General features: G+C 70.5%; 15 protein-coding genes. 9 read left to right on the top strand and 6 right to left on the bottom strand.

The genetic code is table 11. From position 1 onward, the window contains the following. Positions 1–230 precede the first annotated feature (230 nt). Together ACTWP6_RS10590 and ACTWP6_RS10585 are read left to right on the top strand one after the other, a co-directional pair. Positions 231–2,786: a PE family protein gene (locus ACTWP6_RS10590; protein WP_443187617.1), complete on the top strand. Its 2,556-nt coding sequence runs from the start codon at positions 231–233 to the stop codon at positions 2,784–2,786. Continuing rightward, positions 2,728–4,989 carry a PE family protein gene (locus tag ACTWP6_RS10585; RefSeq protein ID WP_443187616.1) on the top strand — a complete coding sequence of 754 codons (2,262 nt, stop codon included), beginning with the start codon at positions 2,728–2,730 and terminating at the stop codon, positions 4,987–4,989. The genes ACTWP6_RS10590 and ACTWP6_RS10585 overlap by 59 nt, the downstream gene beginning before the upstream one ends. Positions 4,990–5,060: 71 nt before the next feature. Here ACTWP6_RS10585 and ACTWP6_RS10580 read toward each other — a convergent pair whose 3' ends face one another. After that, a complete protein-coding gene (locus ACTWP6_RS10580; protein ID WP_443187615.1) occupies positions 5,061–6,557 on the bottom strand; it encodes a gamma-aminobutyraldehyde dehydrogenase in 1,497 nt (498 codons plus the stop codon). A gap of 123 nt (positions 6,558–6,680) precedes the next feature. On the opposite strand from ACTWP6_RS10580, the gene ACTWP6_RS10575 reads away from it, so the two are divergent. The 3 genes from ACTWP6_RS10575 (at position 6,681) to ACTWP6_RS10565 (ending at position 9,699) form a co-directional block, all read left to right on the top strand. Beyond that, positions 6,681–7,202 carry an Lrp/AsnC family transcriptional regulator gene (locus tag ACTWP6_RS10575; RefSeq protein ID WP_260757549.1) on the top strand — a complete coding sequence of 174 codons (522 nt, stop codon included), beginning with the start codon at positions 6,681–6,683 and terminating at the stop codon, positions 7,200–7,202. After that, positions 7,199–8,587, top strand: coding sequence for an aspartate aminotransferase family protein (locus ACTWP6_RS10570; protein ID WP_260757548.1), 1,389 nt, complete (start codon positions 7,199–7,201; stop codon positions 8,585–8,587). The genes ACTWP6_RS10575 and ACTWP6_RS10570 overlap by 4 nt, the downstream gene beginning before the upstream one ends. A gap of 116 nt (positions 8,588–8,703) precedes the next feature. Beyond that, positions 8,704–9,699: an SMP-30/gluconolactonase/LRE family protein gene (locus ACTWP6_RS10565; protein WP_443187614.1), complete on the top strand. Its 996-nt coding sequence runs from the start codon at positions 8,704–8,706 to the stop codon at positions 9,697–9,699. Between the two features lie 73 nt (positions 9,700–9,772). Here the strand turns inward: ACTWP6_RS10565 and ACTWP6_RS10560 are convergent, their stop codons facing one another. Beyond that, positions 9,773–10,615: a response regulator transcription factor gene (locus ACTWP6_RS10560; protein ID WP_443187613.1), complete on the bottom strand. Its 843-nt coding sequence runs from the start codon at positions 10,613–10,615 to the stop codon at positions 9,773–9,775. 60 nt (positions 10,616–10,675) lie between these two features. Between ACTWP6_RS10560 and ACTWP6_RS10555 the strand changes: the two genes are divergently transcribed. Further along, positions 10,676–12,367, top strand: coding sequence for an AMP-binding protein (locus ACTWP6_RS10555; RefSeq protein WP_443187612.1), 1,692 nt, complete (start codon positions 10,676–10,678; stop codon positions 12,365–12,367). Then, on the top strand, positions 12,367–13,983 hold the full coding sequence (locus ACTWP6_RS10550; protein ID WP_443187611.1) for an AMP-binding protein: 1,617 nt from the start codon (positions 12,367–12,369) through the stop codon (positions 13,981–13,983). The genes ACTWP6_RS10555 and ACTWP6_RS10550 overlap by 1 nt, the downstream gene beginning before the upstream one ends. A gap of 57 nt (positions 13,984–14,040) precedes the next feature. On the opposite strand, the gene ACTWP6_RS10545 is transcribed toward ACTWP6_RS10550, so the two are convergent. Further along, positions 14,041–14,220, bottom strand: coding sequence for a hypothetical protein (locus ACTWP6_RS10545; protein WP_443187610.1), 180 nt, complete (start codon positions 14,218–14,220; stop codon positions 14,041–14,043). Between the two features lie 98 nt (positions 14,221–14,318). After that, positions 14,319–15,479, bottom strand: coding sequence for a metallophosphoesterase (locus ACTWP6_RS10540; protein ID WP_443187609.1), 1,161 nt, complete (start codon positions 15,477–15,479; stop codon positions 14,319–14,321). 205 nt (positions 15,480–15,684) lie between these two features. Between ACTWP6_RS10540 and ACTWP6_RS10535 the strand changes: the two genes are divergently transcribed. Further along, on the top strand, positions 15,685–16,842 hold the full coding sequence (locus ACTWP6_RS10535) for a D-alanyl-D-alanine carboxypeptidase family protein (protein ID WP_443187672.1): 1,158 nt from the start codon (positions 15,685–15,687) through the stop codon (positions 16,840–16,842). Here ACTWP6_RS10535 and yhjD read toward each other — a convergent pair. Both yhjD and trpS read right to left on the bottom strand, forming a co-directional pair. Continuing rightward, positions 16,839–17,885 carry an inner membrane protein YhjD gene (gene yhjD, locus ACTWP6_RS10530; protein WP_443187608.1) on the bottom strand — a complete coding sequence of 349 codons (1,047 nt, stop codon included), beginning with the start codon at positions 17,883–17,885 and terminating at the stop codon, positions 16,839–16,841. The genes ACTWP6_RS10535 and yhjD overlap by 4 nt on opposite strands. Positions 17,886–17,901: 16 nt before the next feature. Then, the gene (gene trpS, locus ACTWP6_RS10525; RefSeq protein WP_443187607.1) at positions 17,902–18,915 is read right to left on the bottom strand and encodes a tryptophan--tRNA ligase; all 1,014 of its coding nucleotides are present in this window, start codon (positions 18,913–18,915) and stop codon (positions 17,902–17,904) included. 94 nt (positions 18,916–19,009) lie between these two features. Between trpS and ACTWP6_RS10520 the strand changes: the two genes are divergently transcribed. Continuing rightward, positions 19,010–20,035 (top strand): lipase family alpha/beta hydrolase, encoded by a 1,026-nt coding sequence (locus ACTWP6_RS10520; RefSeq protein ID WP_443187606.1) that lies wholly within the window; start codon positions 19,010–19,012, stop codon positions 20,033–20,035. The last annotated feature ends 3 nt before the right edge of the window (positions 20,036–20,038 follow it).

Genomic DNA, 20,038 nt, shown 5'->3' with positions numbered 1-20,038 from the left:
CGCAGCCGACGCCGCAACCGCGGCCGATTCGGACGACGCCGACGACACCGCCGACGCCACCGACGCCGCGGAGGAGGACAGCGAGGAACCGGACGACGTCGACACATCGGAGGACGATCAGGACCCCCCCGGATCGGGACGACGCCTCGTCCGACGACACCGACGACACCGGCGAGGTCTCGTCCGACAACACCGGCGATGCCATCGCCGAACCGGAGACCGTGGGAGAGATGACAATCGAGAGTCCCTTACCCACCGTCACCCCCGAACCCAAAGCCGGCGGCGGCGCCACGCATGACACCCGCCCCGTTCGCGACGTCCCCTCTGGCACGGTGGCACTGTTCGACGTCAAGACCACTCCTGAACCGCGTACGCTCAATACCATTCTGCTGCAGGGACTCTGGGCGTTCTATCGCCGTACCGAGTCGCCCGTCGTCAGTCAGCGATCACACATCACCTTCACTGGCTACAACGCTGCCGCCGACGATGACGAGGTGGTGCGCCGGCTGTTCGGAAACGGCACCGCCGACAACCCCGACGGCGGCTGGCTGATCGGCAACGGATACTCCTGGACTGCCGAGACCTGCAACGCGGGCCTGGCCTGCAATGGTGGCAACGGCGGCCTGTTCGGCAACGGCGGCAACGGATTCAACGGCGGCATTGGCGGCGACGCCGGCTTCTTCGGCAACGGCGGCAACGGCGGTCACGGATTCGCCACGGTCAACAACGGCCGAGGCGGCAATGGCGGACGTGGCGGCCTGCTCGCCGGTGACGGCGGCAGCGGCGGCGACGGAGCGGAGGCCGCGATCCCGGGCGGCCGAGGCGGTGACGGAGGACGCGGCGGCGACGTCGGCGAGCAGTCGATCACCGGCGACGGCGGCGCAGGAGGCATCGGCGGGGCCGGAGCCGACGCCGGAGAAGCGGGTGACGGCGGTGCGGGCGGTCTCGGCGGAGACGGTGGCGACGGCGGCGGCACCGGCGGCGCAGGCGGACGGGGCGGAAACGGCGGCACTCTTATCGGCAACGGCGGCACTGGCGGCAACAGCGGCAACGGCGGCGACGCGGCCGGTGATTCGGAAGCCGGTCTCGGCGGGGCGGGCGGCTCCGGAGGTAACGCCGGCGCGCTCGGCGACGGCGGGGCGGGTGGTGCCGGTGGCTGTGGCGGCACCGGGCTTGATGGCGACGACGCCGACGATGCCGGAGAGGACGCAGCCTCCGGCGAGATGGGCGGAGGTGGTGGCGCCGGCGGCGCGGGCGGGCTCGGCGGTACGACCGCCGGCAACGGCGGGCGCGGCGGTGCGGGTGGCACGGGCGGATATGGTGGCAATGGCGGAAATGCACGCGCCGCAATACGTCCCGGCAGCGCGGGCGGTCGCGGCGGCAACGGCGCAACCGGTGGTGCGGGCGGAACGGGAGGCGCCGCCGGAACAGCGCTGGGCGCGGGCATCAGCGGCGCCCACGGCAACGGCGGACAAGGCGGCAACGGCGGCCAGGGCGGTGACGGCGGCGACAGCGCCGACGCCCGCACCCTCGGCGGCGATGGTATCGCCGGCGGCACAGGAGGCAACGGAGGTGATGCCGGAACCGGCGGCGCTGCAGGCGGCCTCGGCGCCGCCGCCGGCAACGCCGGAACGGGAGGCACGGGTGGCGCCGGCGGCGCCGGTGGCGACGCGGCTGATGGCCGCCCCGTCGGCAAGGGCCGTAACGGCAACACCGGATTCATCGGCGGCGCAGGTGGTTCCGGAGGTAACGGCGGCAACGCAGGCACCGGCGGCGTCAACGGCAACGGCGGACAGGGCGGCAACGGCGGCCGGGGCGGTGACGGCAGCCGTGCCGGCACGCACGCCGGCGCGACCGGTTTTCGAGGTGGCGACGGAGGCGCAGGGGGTGCAGCAGGAGCGGGCGGCAACGCCGGAACTGGCTTCGGCGCAACAGGACTCTTCGGGAACGCGGGCACCGGGGGTAACGGCGGAAACGGCGGCACCGGAAGCGGCGGCGACAACGGGGACTGGATTGCCGCAGGCAAGGACGGCAACCCCGGATACGCCGGCGGCGCAGGCGGAAATGGCGGGGCCGGCGGCGAAGCGGGAATCGGAGGCACCAACGGTCATGGAGGCGAAGGCGGCACCGGGGGCGCGGGCGGCAACGGCAGCAATGCCGGCTACCAAATCGGTGGCGCAGGCTTCAACGGCGGCGACGGAGGTGCAGGAGGTGCCGCAGGAGCGGGAGGCAGCGCCGGAAACGGCTCCGGCGCAACGGGACTGACCGGAAACGCGGGCACCGGTGGAACCGGCGGCAACGGCGGTAACGGTAGCTACGGCGCGAATGCCATCCCGGCAAGGATCGGGAACAACGGATTCGCCGGTGGCACAGGTGGAAACGGCGGCACCGGCGGCGCAGCGGGGGTGGGCGGTGTCAACGGCGACGGCGGCCGTGGTGGCAACGGCGGCTACGGCGGCAGTGGTGGCCGAGCGGGCACGCACATGGGCGGAGCCGGCCTCAACGGTGGCTCCGGCGGCGACGGCGGTGACGCCGGCGACGGCGGGAAGGCTGGTGCTGGCGCGGGCGCCGCGGGGCTCACCGGCAACTCCGGTAACGGCGGTGATGGCGGCGGCGGCGCCGACGGCAGTGACGGCGCGGACGGCGTCGCCGTCGGCAACGGACAGGCCGGGAGCAACGGATTCGCCGGCGGCGCAGGTGGAAACGGCGGCAACGGCGGAAAGGCCGGTGTGGGGGGGCGTCAACGGGCGAGGCGGCGCAGCCGCCAGCGGCGGCGACGGCGGTAAGGGCAGCCGCGCAGGCAGCAACACCGGTGGCGCAGGCTTCCACGGCGGCGCAGGTGGAAACGGCGGCAACGCAGGCACCGGCGGCAACGCAGGTAGCGGTGCCGGCGCTGCAAGCACGGCCGGAAATGCCGGCCGCGGCGGCAGAGGAGGTGACGGCGGTTCCGGAAGCGCAGGCGCGAACGGCACGCAGAACAGTGGCGCGGTCAGTGGCTCGGGCTTCGCCGGAGGTGCCGGAGGGGCGGGCGGCGCGGGCGGCAACAGTGCAGCCGGCGGCCGAAACGGTAACGGCGGCAAGGGCGGAGCCGGTGGCAACGGCGGCAATGGAGGAGACGGCCGCTCCGGTATCTACCCCGCCGCCGTCGCCGGCCTCCAGTTCGTCTCCGGCAGCGGCGGCGCGGGCGGTGACGGCGGTGCGGGCGGAAAGGGCGGCGCTGCCGGCAGCGGCGGTACCGGCGGCGCAGGCGGCCTCGGTGCGGTCGGCGGGTCAGGCGGTAAAGGGGGCTCGGGCGCCGACGCCGACCGGGCGATCGGCGGCATCACCAGCTACGACGCCGGAAACGGCGCCCATGGAGGCCGCGGAGGCGCCGGCGGCGACGGCGGGGCCGCCTACAACGGAGGCACCGCAGGTAACGCCGGCGCCGGCGGCAGCGGGGGCGCAGCCGGAGAGGGGGGCGACGCACAGCGAGATTTGGGGCCGGTAGCGCCATACACAAGCGCCGCAGGCAACGGGGGACACGGCGGTGACGGCGGCCGAGGCGGCCACGGCGGGGCCGCGTCCGGCGGCGGCATCGCGGGCCACGGCGGCGACGGCGGAAAGAGCGGGGCCGGAGGTAATGCCGGATCCGCGTCTTCGGACTCCGACATCTCCGGCCGTTCAGGCAACGGCGGCGCGGCGGGCGACGGCGGCAATGGCGGCAACGGCGGTGCCTCGTTCGCCGGTGGCGTCGCGGGCAAGGGTGGCACCGGCGGGGACGCCGCCAACGGGGGCGCTGCCGGAATTCCGGGATTCAACGTCAGGAACATCCCCGGAATCGGCGGATCCGGGGGTCGCGGCGGCAACGGCGGGAACGGTGGGAGCGCCCCCGACGGCGGTGTCGGCGGCGACGCAGGTGCCGGTGGTCGCGGCGGAGCCGGAGGCGCCAGGCCCGCGGACAGCTTGTTCAGCATCGGCGATGCCGACGGCGGAGATGGCGGAAACGGCGGGCAGGGCGGCTCTGCCGGCTCCGCCGAGAACCTTGCAGGTGGTACCGCCGGCAAGGGTGGCGACGGTGGCGCCGGTGGTGCCGGCGCAAGTGCCGGCCGATGGGGCTGGGGCGGACGCGCCGGAAGAGGTGGTGCTGGTGGCGCCGGCGGTAACGGCGGCAACCTCTTCGGTGGCGGCCACTCCGGCAACGGCGGCGCCGGCGGCGCGGGCGCGTCCGGTGGTGACGGCGGCGGGGGACGACGCGACGAGACCAACGGCGCAGGCGGCGACGGCGGTGCAGGCGGCAACGGCGGGGTCGCCGGAACCGCGCTGGGCGGCGGCACATCCGGCACATCCGGCGCCGGCGGCGCGGGCGGCACAGGCGGGGCCGGGGGCAGCTACAAGGGTGGCGCCCAGGATGCCCGACGCGGTGGCGTGGGTGGCCGAGGCGGCGACGGTGGCGCCGCGGCTCCCGACGGCATCGCCGGCAAGGGCGGCGCCGGCGGCAACGGCGGTAACGGCGGCACAAAGAGCCTTCGCGACTTGAACGACTTCGACGGCGGGCCCGGTGGCGCAGGTGGCGCGGGCGGAGTCGGCGGCGCTGCGCTCGCCGGCGGACGAGCCGGCGACGGCGGCACCGGCGGGAAGGGCGGCAACGGAGGGGAAGGCGAGTTCTCCCCTATCAACGCGAGTGACGGCGCCGCGGGCGGCGCGGGAGGGGCCGGCGGCGCCGGCGGCGCCGCGCTGGGCGATGCGCACGCTGGAAATGGCGGGGGCGGCGGGGCAGGCGGTACCGGCGGCCCCGGCGGCTCCGCCTCGTTGTACGGACCCGGCGCAGGCGGCGCCGGCGGAAACGGCGGCAACGGAGGCGACGGGGGCAGCGCGTCCATCGACACAAACGCCGGCACAGGCGGCGCCGGGGGCGCCGGCGGTGAAGGCGGGGCACGCGGCAGGGGCTACTTCAGCAGCGGTACCCCGGGCCCCAGCGGCGCTCCCGGCGCCGCGGGCGCCAACGGCTGACCCGCCGCGGAATAGCATTCCTGGCTGCGATCCGGCCTTCGCCAGCGACCAGGAATGCTATTCCGCAGGGCCTAGCGCTTGGTGAAAATTGTTCGGTGCCAACCCTTGTCGGCTACGCCGGTGATGTCGCTCATCACGTGCTTGATCGACAGGTACTCCTCGAGCGAGTACTGGCTCATGTCCTTGCCGAAGCCCGACGCGCCGAACCCACCGTGCGGCATCTCCGAGATGATCGGGATGTGGTCGTTGATCCACACGCAGCCGGCATGAATCTCGCGTGACGCCCGCTGCGCGCGGTACACATCACGCGTCCACGCCGACGCCGCCAGGCCATAGGCCGTGTCATTGGCCTGCCGCAGAGCGTCGTCGTCGTCGGTGAACGAACGCACCGCCAGTACCGGTCCGAAGATCTCGTCGCGCCACACCTCGGAGGACTCCGACACGTCGGCGATCAGCGTCGGCCGGTAGAACGCCCCGGGGCCGTCCGGGGCCACCCCGCCGGTGACAATTCGTCCGCCCTCCCCCGGCGCCCGCTCGACCATGCCGGCCACCTTCGCCCGGTGCGCGAGCGTGATCAGCGGCCCCAGATCGGTGTCGGGGTCGTGCGGATCACCGACCACCACCTTGCCCATGACCTCGGCCACCCCGGCGACGAAGTCGTCGTACAGCGGCTGCGCGACGATTGCCCGCGTCGCGGCCGTGCAGTCCTGGCCGGTGTTGATCAGCGCACCCGCGACCGCACCCTGGATCGCGGCGTCCAGATCGGCATCGTCGAACACCACGAACGGGGCCTTGCCACCCAGCTCCAGCTGCGTGCGATGGCCGTGTGCGGCCGCCGCCACCATGACCTTGCGTCCCACCGGCGTCGAACCGGTGAACGTCACCATGTCGACGCCCGCATGCCCCGCCAGCGCGGTACCGACGTCGGCTCCGGACCCGGTCACGACGTTGAACACCCCCGGCGGCAGTCCCGCCTCGACGGCCAGCCGGGCCAGCGTCAGCGTGGTGAGCGGGGTGATCTCGGCGGGCTTGATCACCACGGAGCAGCCCGCGGCCAGCGCCGGCAGCACTTTCCACACCGCCATCTGCAGCGGGTAGTTCCACGGGGTGATGGTGGCGACCACGCCGACGGCCTCGCGCCGGATCGAGGAGGTGTGATCACCTGAGTACTCCGCGGAGGCCTTGCCTTCGAGGTGGCGGGCCGCCCCGGCGAAGAAGTCGATGTTGTCGACGCTGCCGGGCACGTCGAATTCGGTGGCCAGCCGCACGGGTTTGCCGGTTTGGCTGACCTCCTCGGCGACCAGGTCCGCGGTGGCCTCGTCGGCCAGTTTGGCGAGCCTGGCCAGCACGGCCGACCGCTCGGCCGGGGTGGCTGTCGACCAGCCGCGCAGCGCGGCGCGCGCCGAGGCGACGGCGGCGTCGACGTCGCCGGGCTGAGCCAACGCGTATTCGGCCACGGGCGCGCCGGTCGCGGGATTGATCACGTGATGAGCCGGTCCCCGCGTATTGACGGGGGCTCCGTCGATCCAGCTGCCTGCCAGGACGGGCGGGGAGGAAACTGTGGTCATGGCGTCAACGCTATCGCGCCCGCCGCGTCGAAGCTACGCATTACCGCATCGTGAGCGGCTTGATACGCATGATTTCATGGTGATGGTTGCCTGTGACGACGGATTCCGTGCACAATCACTGGCATGGCTAACCTGGGGATACCGCATGCCGTCGGCCCTGTCTCGTTCCGCGTGAACGAGTCTCGCCCGGGTGCCGCCTTCCAGCTCGACGAACTGTCCAAGGCGATCATCGAGAAGCTGCAGCAGGACGGCCGCCGTTCGTACGCCGGGATCGGGAAGGCCGTCGGCCTGTCCGAGGCCGCGGTGCGTCAGCGGGTGCAGCGCATGGTCGACGCCGGGGTGATGCAGATCGTCGCCGTCACCGATCCCATGCAACTGGGATTCGCCCGACAGGCGATGATCGGTATCAAGTGCACCGGGGACACCACCAAGATCGCCGAGAAGCTCGCCACGATGGAATCGGTCGACTACGTCGTGCTGACCGCCGGCTCGTTCGACGCCATCGCCGAGGTCGTCTGCGAAGACGACGACCATTTACTGGAACTGCTGAACACGCAGATCCGCGCCATTCCGGGAGTGATATCCACCGAAACCCTTGTTTATCTGAAACTTGTTAAGCAGCAATACAATTGGGGTACACGATGACGATCATTTCCGAAACCGAACAGAAGGCGGGCACCGAGCTGGCCGCCAAGGCCAACCGCCACCTGTGGGGTCACTTCGCCCGCCACGGCGCAGGTATCACCCCTCCGATCATCACCCGCGGCGAGGGTGTGCACATCTTCGACGACAAGGGCCGCAAGTACATCGACGGCCTTTCGGGCCTGTTTGTGGTCCAGGTCGGCCACGGTCGCAAGGAGCTCGCCGAGGCCGCCGCCAAGCAGGCCGAGCAGTTGGCGTTCTTTCCGCTGTGGTCTTACGCAACCCCCACCGCCGTCGAATTGGCCGAACGGCTGGCGGGTTATGCGCCCGGGGACCTGAACCGGGTGTTCTTCACCACCGGCGGCGGCGAGGCCGTCGAGAGCGCGTGGAAGCTGGCCAAGCAGTACTTCAAGCTGACCGGCAAGCCGGGCAAGCACAAGGTGGTGTCCCGCTCGATCGCGTATCACGGCACCCCGCAGGGCGCCCTGTCCATCACCGGCATCCCCGCGTTCAAGGCGCCGTTCGAGCCGTTGGTGCCCGGCGGGTTTCGCGCGCCGAACACGAACTTCTACCGTGCGCCCGCCGAATATGCGCACGACGAAAAGGTTTTCGGCCGCTACTGCGCCGACCGGATCGCCGAGGCCATCGAATTCGAGGGGCCAGACACCGTCGCCGCCGTCTTCCTCGAGCCGGTGCAGAACGCGGGCGGCTGCTTCCCGCCTCCGCCCGGGTACTTCGAGCGGGTCCGCGAGATCTGCGACGAGTACGACGTCTTGCTGGTCTCCGACGAGGTGATCTGCGCCTACGGGCGCATCGGTTCGATGTTCGCGTGCAACGACTTCAACTACGTACCGGACATCATCACCTGCGCCAAGGGCTTGACGTCGGGCTACTCCCCGATCGGCGCGATGATCGCCAGCGACCGGCTGTTCGAACCGTTCAACGACGGCCAGACCGTGTTCGGGCACGGCTACACCTTCGGCGGGCACCCGGTGTCCTCGGCGGTGGCGTTGGCCAACCTCGACATCTTCGAGCGTGAAGGGCTCAACGACCGCGTCAAGCAGAACGCACCGGCGTTCCGCGCGACGCTGGAGCAGCTGCTGGACCTGCCGATCGTGGGCGACGTCCGCGGCGAGGGCTACTTCTACGGCATCGAGCTGGTCAAGGACAAGGCCACCAAGGAGACGTTCAACGACGAGGAGTCCGAGCGGCTGCTGCGTGGCTTCCTCACCCCGGCGCTGTGGGAGGCCGGCCTGTACTGCCGTGCCGACGACCGCGGCGACCCAGTGGTGCAGCTGGCCCCGCCGCTGATCTCCGGGCAGGCCGAGTTCGACGCGATCTACGACGTGCTGCGCGGCGTGCTCGGCGAGGCGTCGGCCCGTATGTAAACCGCCGCGCCGAAATCGCATTCCACGCGGCACATCCCGAGGAGGAACCGCGTGGAATGCGATTTCGGCCGAGGTTCTCGCTGCGCACCTTTCCAGGTCCGGACGCTAAGGTCGGCATGATGCAGACGCCGAAGCCGTCGATCGACCCGGTGCGGTGGCAGCCGCCGCCGGTACAACCGCTGCCGGAGTTCGGGCCCGCCGATCTCACGCTGGTGCCGGTGCCGGGCGGCGAACCGGAGGACGTCGTCGTCGACGCCGACGGCAATCTGTGGACCGGCGCGCTGGACGGCGGCATCGTGGCGCTGCGGCCCGACGGAACCTCACCCGAGGTGGTCGCGAACACCGGTGGCCGCCCACTGGGACTGGCGTTCGGCGGCGACGGACGATTGCTGGTGGCCGACAGCCCGCGCGGACTGCTGGCCGTCGACACCACGAGCGGGCGCGTCGAGACACTGGTGGATTCGATCGACGGACGTCGGCTGATCTTCTGCTCGAACGTCACCGAAACAGCCGACGGCACAGTATATTTCACGGAGTCCACGTCGGCCTTCACCGTGGGTGACTACCTCGGGGCGATCCTGGAGGCCCGCGGCCGTGGGGCGCTACACCGACTCGACCCCGACGGGACGGTCACCACGCTCGTCGACGGGCTGTACTTCGCGAACGGGTTGACGCCGACCGCCGACGGTTCGGCATTGGTGTTCGCCGAGACCCAGGGCCGCCGGCTGTCGAAGTACTGGCTGGCCGGGCCGAAAGCGGGCACGGTGACACCGTTGGCGGTGAATCTGCCGGCAATGCCGGACAATCTGTCCACCGGCGCGGGCGGCCGGATCTGGTGCGCGATGGTGACCCCGGCCAACCCGCTGGCCGACCTGCTCGCGGCGGGCCCGCCCATCCTCCGAAAGGCGCTGTGGCGGTTACCCTCCCGATTGCAACCCAAGCCGAAGGCTGTGGTGTGGGTGGTGGCGTTCGATCCCGACAGCGGGCAGGCCGTCGCGGGCATGCGCACCACCCATCCCCGATTCAGCATGGTGACCGGCCTGGTCGAGGGCGGCGGCCGGTTGTGGATGGGCAGCATCGGCTCCCCCAACCTCGGCTGGATCGCCCTCTGACTCCCGCCGAAATCGCATTCCACGTGGCTGAATCGCGACTTGACGCGCGTGGAATGCGATTTCGGCCGGGGGGTCAGGGGATCAGGCGTAGCCGCCGTGCCTTCGACACCGCTTCGTAGCGGGTGCGGGTGCCCAGTTTGGTCGCCGCACTGCGCAAATAGCTCTTCACAGTCTCGGGTTTGAGCGAAAGACGCTGCGCTGCCTCGGCGTTGGTACACCCGAGGGCGACCTGTGCCAGCACGTCGAGCTCGCGCGGGGTGAGCGGTGCGGCGCCGGTCTCGTCAGCCTCGCCGGACAGTTTCTCGGCCAGCACTCGCAGCCTGTCCTGCAGCTCTGCGGGCGCGTCGACGGCCAGCCGCCGCAGCTCGGCGTGTACCTCGCGGATCCGCTCGGCTCCGACCAGACCGTTACCGAGGTTGGCCGCGTGCGCGTCACGCAACCGCAGCCTGCGGTCCACCTCGTCGCGGACCCGGAACTCCTCACTCAGCCGCCGCGCGGAGTCCACCACCATGTCGGCCACCCGGCCGCCGACCGGCGCGCCGGTGCGGTACGCGCCGTACAGCATCGCCCGGGTCCGCCCGTCGACCAGCACCGGTACGGCCAGCACCGACTGGATGCCCTCCGTCAGCACCGGTCCGTCGTAGTCGTGGGTGATGCTGGACGCGTTGCGGTAGTCGGCCACCGCCAGCGGACGGCCGGCAACCATGCTGGCCCCGCCCAGCCCCGAGTTCGACCGCACCGCCAGTCCGCGCAGCCCGCCGGTGCGCACTCCGTGGTACTCGGTGATCAGCAGGGTGTCGCCGTGCACCTCGCCGCCGAACAGCACCGGGACGTCACCGAGCACCGCGATACGGCGCAACTCCGCGCGCACCGCGTCGGCGTCACGGGGTCGCAGCAATGACGACGGGACGGACACTGGGCTCTACCCTCTTTCGGGGGTGGTGGACGGACGACTGTGACCTAGATCCTATTAGGCATGGCGAGCAACACCGATCTCTTCCGTAGCGCACGCGACCGCCTCGTCGACGTCATGGCCGATTACGACAAGGCCGTGGAGACCTTCGAGTGGCCGCGGATCACCGGTTCGTTCAACTGGGCCACCGACTGGTTCGACGAGATCGCGCGCGGTAACGACCGCGTCGCGCTGTGGATCGTCGACGAGGACGGCGCCGAGCGCCAGGTCACGTTCGACACGATGGCGCGCCGGTCCGACCAGGTGGCGTCGTGGCTGCGCAAGCTCGGCGTGAGCAGGGGCGACCGCGTCATCCTGATGCTGGGCAACCAGGTCGAACTGTGGGAATCGATGCTGGCGGTGGCCAAGCTGGGCGCGGTCATCATGCCCACCACGGGCGCGCTGGGACCGGCGGACCTCGCCGACCGCATCACCCGCGGCGGGGCCGGCTTCGTGATCGCCAATGCCGCCGACTCGGGCAAGTTCGCCGACGTGCCGGGCGATTACGTGAGGATCGTCGTCGGCGACGCGGTGCCGGGCTGGCAGTCCTATGCCGACGCCGCCGCCGTCGAGCCTGCCGGGCCGCACGACCCGCAGACCGCCGCCGAAGACCCGCTGCTGGTGTATTTCACCTCCGGCACCACCAGCAGGCCCAAACTCGTCGAGCACTCCCAGATCAGCTATCCCGTCGGGCACCTGACCACCATGGCCTGGATCGGCGTGCGCCCCGGCGACGTCCACCTGGCGATCAGCTCGCCGGGCTGGGCCAAACACGCGTGGAGTTGCTTCTTCGCGCCATGGATCGCCGAGGCCACGATCTTCGTCTACAACTACCGCCGCTTCGACGCCTCGGCGCTGCTGCACCAGATGCGCCGGGCCGGCGTCAACACGTTCTGCGCGCCGCCGACGGTGTGGCGGATGCTGATCCAGGCCGACCTGGGTGAGTGCCCGCCCGGGCTGCGCGAGGTGCTCGGCGCCGGGGAACCACTGAATCCCGAGGTGATCAGCGCCGTAGAGCGGGCCTGGGGCCTGACCATCCGCGACGGGTTCGGCCAGACCGAGACCACGCTGCAGATCGGCAACACCCCGGGCCAGCCGGTCAAGGCCGGGTCCATGGGCCGCCCGATGCCCGCTGTGCCGGTCGTGCTGGTGGACCCGCTGACCGGTGAGCTCGCCGAGGAAGGCGAGATCTGCCTGGACCTCGGCCAGACCCCGCTGAACCTGATGACCGGATATCTCGGCGACGACGACCGCAACGCGCTGGTGATGCGGGACGGCTACTACCACACCGGCGACGTCGCCTGCCGCGACGCCGACGGCTACATCACCTACATCGGCCGCACCGACGACGTGTTCAAGTCGTCGGACTACAAGGTGTCGCCGTTCGAGTTGGAGAGCGTGCTCATCGAGCACCCGGCGGTCGTCGAGGCCGCCGTGGTCCCGCAGCCCGACGACACCCGGCTGGCCGTGCCCAAGGCCTACGTCAGCCTGGCCGAGGGCTGGACCGCCGACGCCGACACGGCCAGGTCGATCCTGGAGTACTCCCGCGATCACCTCGCCCCCTACCTGAAGGTGCGCCGGGTCGAGTTCTTCGAGCTGCCCAAGACGATCTCCGGCAAGATCCGCCGCGTCGAGCTGCGTCGCCGCGAGGAGGACGCGCACGGCGCAGGCCGGCCGATCGACACCGAATACCGCTACGAGGATCTGGTGCAGTGATGAGTGTGGCCTACGACGCCGGCCCGACCGACACCCCGATCCTGGAGGAGACGATCGGCGCGAACTTCGAGCGGATCGCCGCGGCGTATCCCGACCTCGAGGCGCTGGTCGACGTCGCCGGCGGCCGGCGCTGGACCTACGCCGAGCTGGACCGCGAGATCGACACGGTGGCAAAGGGTTTGATGTCTCTCGGTGTCGACGTCGGGGACCGGGTCGCCATCTGGGCACCGAACTGTCCGGAATGGACGATCGTGCAGTACGCGACGGCGAAGATCGGCGCGATCCTGGTCAACATCAACCCCGCCTACCGCACGCACGAACTGCGCTATGTGCTCGAGCAGTCCGGCGTCGCCACGTTGATTTCGGCCACCGCGTTCAAGACCTCGGACTACGTCGCGATGGTCGATGAAGTGCGTCCGGAAGTCCCTGCACTCCAACGGGTTCTGTTCATCGGCACCGACGACTGGGAGCGTCTGCGCGCCGGCGGCGACCGGATCGACGACGCGCAGTTGCGGGACCGCGGCGCCACGCTGTCCAACCGGGACCCGATCAACATCCAGTACACCTCCGGAACCACCGGTTTCCCGAAGGGTGCGACGCTGTCGCACCGCAACATCCTCAACAACGGCTACTTCGTCACCGAGCAGATCCGGCTGCAACCCGGCGACCGGCTGTGCATCCCGGTGCCGTTCTACCACTGCTTCGGAATGGTGATGGGCAACCTCGGCTGCACCACGCACGGCGCGACGATGGTGATCCCCGGGCCGGCGTTCGATCCGGACCAGACCCTGCGCGCGATCGAAACCGAAAGGTGCACCGCGGTTTACGGCGTGCCCACGATGTTCATCGCGATGCAGAATCGCGCGGACTTCGCCGAGCGGGACCTGTCGTCGCTGCGGACCGGCATCATGGCCGGCGCCGTGTGCCCGGTCGAGGTGATGAAGCGCTGCGTCGAAGACATGCACATGTCCGAGGTCTCGATCGCCTACGGCATGACCGAGACGTCCCCGGTGTCGTGCCAGACCCTCATCGATGACGACCTGGAGCGGCGGACGGCCTCCATCGGGCGGGTGCACCCGCACGTCGAGATCAAGATCGTCGACCCGCAGACCCGCGAGGTCGTCGAGCGCGGCAGTCCCGGCGAGTTCTGCACGCGTGGGTATTCGGTGATGCTCGGCTACTGGCGCGACGAGGAGAAGACCCGCCAGGCGGTCGACGCCGACGGCTGGATGCACACCGGCGACCTGGCCGTGATGCGGCCGGACGGGTACTGCAACATCGTCGGGCGCATCAAGGACGTCGTGATCCGCGGCGGGGAGAACATCTACCCGCGCGAGATCGAGGAGTTCCTGTACACCCACCCCGACATCGAGGACGCCCAGGTGGTCGGGGTGCCCGACGACCGGTACGGCGAAGAGGTGTGCGCGTGGATCCGGATGCGGCCGGGTCGCACCGCCCTCGACGCCGCCGCGCTGCGAGACTTCGCCTCCGGCAAGCTCGCCCACTACAAGATCCCGCGCTACGTGCACGTCGTCGACGCGTTTCCGATGACGGTGACGGGCAAGATCCGCAAGGTCGAGATGCGCGAGGTCAGTGCCCGCCTGTTCACCTCGTAGCCGGCCCGGGCGCGAAAAAGGGGCGCCCCCACCACCAGAGGCGCCCCTTCCGCGCGTCTACACCCGCCGCAGGGGCGGGGCAGACGGTGGCATTCGGACCGGCAGCCGGGACTGGGACGCCGGATGCCTGCGCATCGCTTCCTCGAACTCGCGGGAGCGCCGCTCGGCCGCGCAGAACGCCGGGTGTGTGTCGAGCCGCACCACGGACGCGCTCTTGGTCACCGTATTCGGGGCCATCGTCGCTCCTCCCGCGGAAGTCCTGGTCACTCCAGGTTGCTGATCGCACCTGAGCGTTACCGTCGGAGTTGGCTGAGATGTACCCGAGACTTCGGCCGTCAAACCCCGTCGGCGCGCAGATCCAGCAGGCTGATGTCCGGCGGGGCGCCCACCCGCACCGGCGGCCCCCAGAAGCCGGCCCCACGGGTGACGTAGAGCTGCGTGTCCCCCACCCGGGACAGCCCGGCCAGCGCGGGCTGGGCCAGCGCGACGGCGTAGTGGAACGGCCACATCTGGCCGCCGTGGGTGTGCCCGGAGAGCTGCAGATCGACGCCGCGCTCCGCGGCGCCGTCGACCGCGACCGGCTGGTGGGCCAGAAGGACGGTCGGGTCGCCGGGGTTCACGCCGTCCAGCGCGAGGTCGAGATCGGGCGGATCGGACCGCTGCTCGCCGGCGATGTCGTTGATCCCGGCCAGGTCGAACGCGGCTGTGCCGCGGCGGATACGGGTGTTCTCGTTGCGCAGCGGCTGCAGCCCGAGCCGTTCCAGTTCGCGGATCCACTCCGCGGTGTCCTCGACGAAGTACTCATGGTTGCCGGTGACGAAGAACGCGCCGTCGCGGGACTGCAGGTCCTGCAGCGGTGCCGCGGCCGCTCCCAACTCGGCGACGGTGCCGTCCACCACGTCGCCGACCACGGCGATCAGGTCGGGCTCGGTCTCGTTGATGATCCGCACGATGCGCTCGGTGTGCGCCCGGCCCAGCAGCGGGCCGAGGTGGATGTCCGAGACCACCGCGATGCGGTAGCCGTCGAACGCCCGGTCCAGCCGCGGTAACCGGACCGGGACCCGCAGCAGTTGCGGCGGCTTCACCGCGGTGGCCACACCGGTGCCGACCAACCCGACGGCCGCGGCGCCGGCGGCCACCGCCGACGCACGGGCCAGGAACATCCTGCGATCGACCGCCGGAGCCTCGTCGGCTGCCGGTGCGGGCCGCGCCCACCGGCGCAGGACCAATCGCACCGGCTCGAGCACCAGCAGGGTCAGGAAGAGGTAGACGACCAGGCCGAACCACAGGTAGCCCGGCCAGGCCAGCCAGCCGGACTCCGCGACACCGAACACCCGGGGCACGAGCAACGCCGCCAGCACGAGCAGCAGCAGCGTCGCGACCAGGCCGGACGACAGCCACCGGGCGGGACCGCGGGCGGTGGTGTCCTTGACCATCCGCTTCCACACGTAGAGGTGCATCAACGCCAGGATCGAGCCGAGAACAAGAACGAACATGCCCGCCCTTCGCGCGGTTTCCGAGGTGGCACCAGCCTAGTTCCGCGGCGGACGACCCCTACCCCGGCGAGTCACATCTGAAACTCCAACCACATCCGTCACCGCGTGGCTCCCGGCTACGACCTGCCCGATCGCCTAATCTGCCCAGACGATGGCGACTCTACGGACAGTCCTGACGCGGGCATCTGCGCTGGTCAGCGTTGCGATGCTGACGCTGGCGCCCCTCGCGGCCGCGCAGCCGGCACCTGAGGTGAACGTCTGTCCGTACCGGGAGACGACGCCACCGGCGGTGGATGCGTCCGAGGTTCCCAAACCCGGCGACCCGACGCCCGGCCCGCTGCCGGTGCCGGCCAAACCCATGGGCGGCGACGCGCTGTCCGGGTGCGGTGTGATCACCGCCCCCGGATCTCCGCCGGTGCCCGGCGACGTCTCCGCCGAGGCGTGGCTGGTCGCCGATCTCGACACCGGTGACGTCATCGCCGCCCGCGACCCGCACGGCCGGCACCGGCCCGCCAGCGTCATCAAGGTGCTGACCGCGATGCAGGCCATCAACGACCTGCCGCTGCACAAGGTCGTCCCGGGCACCGAAGAGGACGCGGCCCAGGAAGGCACCAAGGTGGGCGTCGGTCCGGGCGGGTTCTACTCGATCAACGACCTGCTGCACGGACTGCTGATGTACTCGGGCAACGACGCCGCGCACGCGCTGGCCATGCAGATGGGCGGCATGGAGACCACCCTGACCAAGCTCAACGCGCTGGCGAACAAGCTCGGCGCGCGCGACACCCGGGTGGCCACCCCGTCCGGGCTGGACGGCCCCGGCATGAGCACCTCCGCCTACGACATGGGGCTGTTCTACCGGTACGCCTGGAGCAACCCGGTGTTCAGCGACATCGTGGCCACCCGCTCATCGACCTTCCCCGGCCGCGACGGCGCCGGCTACCCCATCGAAAACGACAACAAGCTGCTGGCGAACTACCCGGGCGCCCTCGGCGGCAAGACCGGTTACACCGATGACGCCGGCCAGACGTTCGTCGGCGCCGCCACCCGCGACGGCCGTCGACTGGTGGCGGTGCTGCTGCGCGGCACCCGGCAGCCGATTGCGCCGTGGGAGCAGGCGGCCCGGTTGCTCGACTACGGCTTCGCCGTCGCTGCGGGCACCAAGGTCGGCACGCTCATCGAACCGGACCCGTCGCTCGGCGTGATCCGGCCCGATCCCGCCACCGCCACGACCGCCAACGCCAACGCGGTGCTGCCCGACGTCGACGCGATGCCCGTGCGGGTCGGCGTCGGGGTGATCGGCGCGGTCATCGTGCTCAGCTTGATCATGGCCGCACGCGCGGTGAACCGCCGGCCCGCCCGTTAAGGCTTAAGCCGGCGCGAAAGAACCAGCGCGCCAAGGGCTCCCATGGCAGCCGCGGCTGCCGCCTGCCACACCGGCAGATTCGGGCGCTCGAGGATCCGGTTGTTGATGACCGCGGGCCCCGGGGCGGGTACCGGCTCCTCGGTCATGTTCTCGGGCATCGTCGCCGCCCACGCGGTGGCGAACAGGATGAGCCGGGACACGATGTAGGCGAACACCATCAGGCCCAGCACCGGTCCGAACGTCGCACCGGCGGGGCCGGTGAGCACCCGCTGCAGATACACCGTCGCGAAGAACTTGAAGATCTCGAACGCCACGGCCGCGATCAACCCGGCCCGGACACTGCTGCGAAAGCTCACCGACTCGCGCGGCAACCGGAAGATCATGTAGGTGAACAACATCCACGAGACCAGCACCGCCACGACGATGGAGGCGATGCGCAGCATCAGGTTCAGGCCCGGGGCGTCCTCGATTCCGAGCCGGTCCAGCACGTCGGCCATCACCGAGGTGTTGCCCAGTGCTGTCAGCGCGAGCGTGACGATGATCGCGGCGAACGTGGTCAGCAATGCCACCAGATCCGACAGCTTGGTCTTGAGGAAGCCGGGCCGCTCGTCGCGGTACAGCCCCCACATCTGGCTGAGCGCCTCCCGCAGGTTGGCCATCCATCCCAGCCCGGCCCATGCCGCCGTCGCCAGACCGATGACTCCGACGGTGCCGCGCGACTCGATCGCCGAGTCCATCAGCTCGATGAGCTGCTGACCGAGGTTCCCGCTGACAGACGAGCGGATGCGATCCTCCACCACCGCGAGTAACTCGGGTTGGTTGGCCAGCACGAACCCGCCGATCGAGAAACCGAGCATCAGCAGCGGGAACAGCGCGAAGATCGTGAAATAGGTGATGCCCGCCGCGAAGAAGTCACCCTTGGAGTCGTTGTAGCGCTGCTGGGCGCGCATCACATGGTCGAACCAGGGCATCCGCGCACGCCACCGGTCCAGGAGCCCGGGCTTCTTCTCCTCGGAGTCGGCCGGCACGGGCTGCACTGTCATCCGACCCCCTCGTCGATTAGCGAGCTGCCAGGAACCCTAGCCGGTTGTATACCCGGCGCAGCGTCTGTCCAGACACCTCACGGGCCCGCTCGGCGCCCTTGGCGAGCACGCTCTCCAGCTCCGCGGGATCGGTGAGCAACTCGTCGACCCGGTTCTTGATCGGCGTGACGAATTCGACGACCGCCTCGGCGGTCTCCTTCTTCAGGTCGCCGTACCCGCGGCCGGCGTACCCGTCGACGAGCTTGTCGATGTCCGCGCCCGTCACCGCGGACTGGATGGTCAGCAGGTTGGACACCCCCGGTTTGGCTTCGCGGTCGAACCGGATCTCGCGCTCGCTGTCGGTGACGGCCGACCGAATCTTCTTGGCGGTCTTGGCCGGATCGTCGAGCAGGCTGATCAGCCCGGCGTCGCTGTCGGCCGACTTGCTCATCTTGGCCGTCGGATCCTGCAGGTCGTAGATCTTGGCGGTGGCCTTCGGGATCATCGCCTCGGGTACGACGAACGTGTCCGGGAACCGGGCGTTGATCCGCTGCGCGAGGTCGCGGGCGAGCTCGAGGTGCTGACGCTGATCCTCGCCGACCGGCACCAGCTGGGTGTCGTAGAGCAGCACGTCGGCGGCCATCAGCACCGGATAGGTGAACAGTCCGACAGTGGTCGAGTCGGCGCCCTGCTTCTGCGATTTGTCCTTGAACTGAGTCATCCGCGCCGCCTGCCCGAAACCGGTGAAACAGCCCAGCACCCACGCCAATTCGGAGTGCGTGGGGACATGGCTCTGCACGAACACGGTCGCCCGCTGCGGGTCCACGCCGAGCGCGAGGTACTGGGCCGCGGTGGCCAGCGTGCGGCGCCGCAACGTCTGCGGGTCCTGCGCGACGGTGATCGCATGCAGGTCGACGACACAGAAGTACGCGTCGTTGCCGTCCTGCAGGCTCACCCACTGGCTGACCGCGCCCAGCGCGTTGCCCAGATGCAGGGAGTCAGACGTGGGTTGCGCGCCCGAGAAAACGACGGGCCTGGCTGTGTTGCTCATGGTGACACCCATCTTCTCAGAACCGGCCTCCCGGGTTTACCCGTGCCGCCCCGCTACCATCCGGCACACATTCACGCCGTCGTCAGGAGAGTCAGTGCGCACGTTGGCAGTCACCGTCGCGGTCTTGCTGATCGCGGCGCTGCTGGGCGCCGGCAGCGCCCACAGCGCACCGCACCCCGACGGACGTGCGGTGGTGATCGTGTCCGGCGGCGCCGCGGTGAGCCCGTTCACCACCCCGGAACGGGCCTGCACATCCGGGCTGGCAGCCGGTAACACCGACACCGCACTGCGTGAGTACCTGCTGGGCCACGGCTACCGGGTCTTCACGTCCCCGGCGACTACCGGCCGCGGGCCGGTAGTCGATCAGGCCGGGTTCGGGGCATTCGGCGACTGCGCCGTCACCCTGCCAGACGTGATGACCGTCGACTCGACCGGCAGCATCGACCTCGCCGGTGAGCATCTGGCGCGGTTTCTGACCCATCTGCACGACGAGTACGGCGTCCGGGAACTGGACGTGGTCGGTCATTCCATGGGCGGGCTGTATTCGCGGGCAGCCTTCCGGGTGCTGCAGCACACCGGGTCTGCGCTGCGCATCAGGTCGCTGACCACCATCGGCACCCCGTGGCAGGGGTCCTACCTGTCCGATTACGCCAACGGCATCACACCCAGGTCGGACTGCCTCGGCGACGCGTTCTGCGAATCCGCCATGGACGGTATGAAGGCCGAGGTGGATGGGCTCATGACCGGCTCCGGCCGCGAAGTCAACCAGCGCTATCTGATGGGACCCAACGGCTGGAACGAGTTCCAGGCCGGCGTGCTCGACGACATCCCGGTGACGCTGATCGCCGGTGACCGGTTCACCCGGCCCGGGCCGGTCAACCCCAGGGTCTGGCCGAACGACGGCATCGTGGCGGCATCCAGCGCGCTGGCCGTCGACGTCAGCGACCGCGTGCTTCCCCAGCGGCGCTGCTTCACGTTCGACGACACCCACAGCATCTACGTCTCGAACGAGGCCGGCCTGCCGTGGGAGACGGGGCTGACGTGGGATCCGCGGGTCCACGACGTGGTCCGCACCGCGCTCGAGGGCGCCCTCCCCGAGCCGAATCGGACCGGTTGCTGAGCG

The sequence above is a fragment of the Mycobacterium sp. 4D054 genome, from assembly GCF_052245755.1.
GTDB lineage: Bacteria > Actinomycetota > Actinomycetes > Mycobacteriales > Mycobacteriaceae > Mycobacterium.
This window is presented reverse-complemented; position numbering and strand designations above follow the sequence as displayed.

Excerpts from the sequence above, each read along its gene's own strand:
- ACTWP6_RS10580 (WP_443187615.1), bottom strand. The coding sequence starts at position 6,557 with ATGACCACAGTTTCCTCCCCGCCCGTCCTGGCAGGCAGCTGGATCGAC.
- yhjD (WP_443187608.1), bottom strand. The coding sequence starts at position 17,885 with ATGACAGTGCAGCCCGTGCCGGCCGACTCCGAGGAGAAGAAGCCCGGG.
- ACTWP6_RS10590 (WP_443187617.1), top strand. The coding sequence starts at position 231 with ATGACAATCGAGAGTCCCTTACCCACCGTCACCCCCGAACCCAAAGCC.
- ACTWP6_RS10570 (WP_260757548.1), top strand. The coding sequence starts at position 7,199 with ATGACGATCATTTCCGAAACCGAACAGAAGGCGGGCACCGAGCTGGCC.
- ACTWP6_RS10550 (WP_443187611.1), top strand. The coding sequence starts at position 12,367 with ATGAGTGTGGCCTACGACGCCGGCCCGACCGACACCCCGATCCTGGAG.
- ACTWP6_RS10535 (WP_443187672.1), top strand. The coding sequence starts at position 15,685 with ATGCTGACGCTGGCGCCCCTCGCGGCCGCGCAGCCGGCACCTGAGGTG.
- ACTWP6_RS10555 (WP_443187612.1), top strand. The coding sequence starts at position 10,676 with ATGGCGAGCAACACCGATCTCTTCCGTAGCGCACGCGACCGCCTCGTC.
- ACTWP6_RS10575 (WP_260757549.1), top strand. The coding sequence starts at position 6,681 with ATGGCTAACCTGGGGATACCGCATGCCGTCGGCCCTGTCTCGTTCCGC.
- ACTWP6_RS10565 (WP_443187614.1), top strand. The coding sequence starts at position 8,704 with ATGATGCAGACGCCGAAGCCGTCGATCGACCCGGTGCGGTGGCAGCCG.
- ACTWP6_RS10540 (WP_443187609.1), bottom strand. The coding sequence starts at position 15,479 with ATGTTCGTTCTTGTTCTCGGCTCGATCCTGGCGTTGATGCACCTCTAC.
- trpS (WP_443187607.1), bottom strand. The coding sequence starts at position 18,915 with ATGAGCAACACAGCCAGGCCCGTCGTTTTCTCGGGCGCGCAACCCACG.
- ACTWP6_RS10545 (WP_443187610.1), bottom strand. The coding sequence starts at position 14,220 with ATGGCCCCGAATACGGTGACCAAGAGCGCGTCCGTGGTGCGGCTCGAC.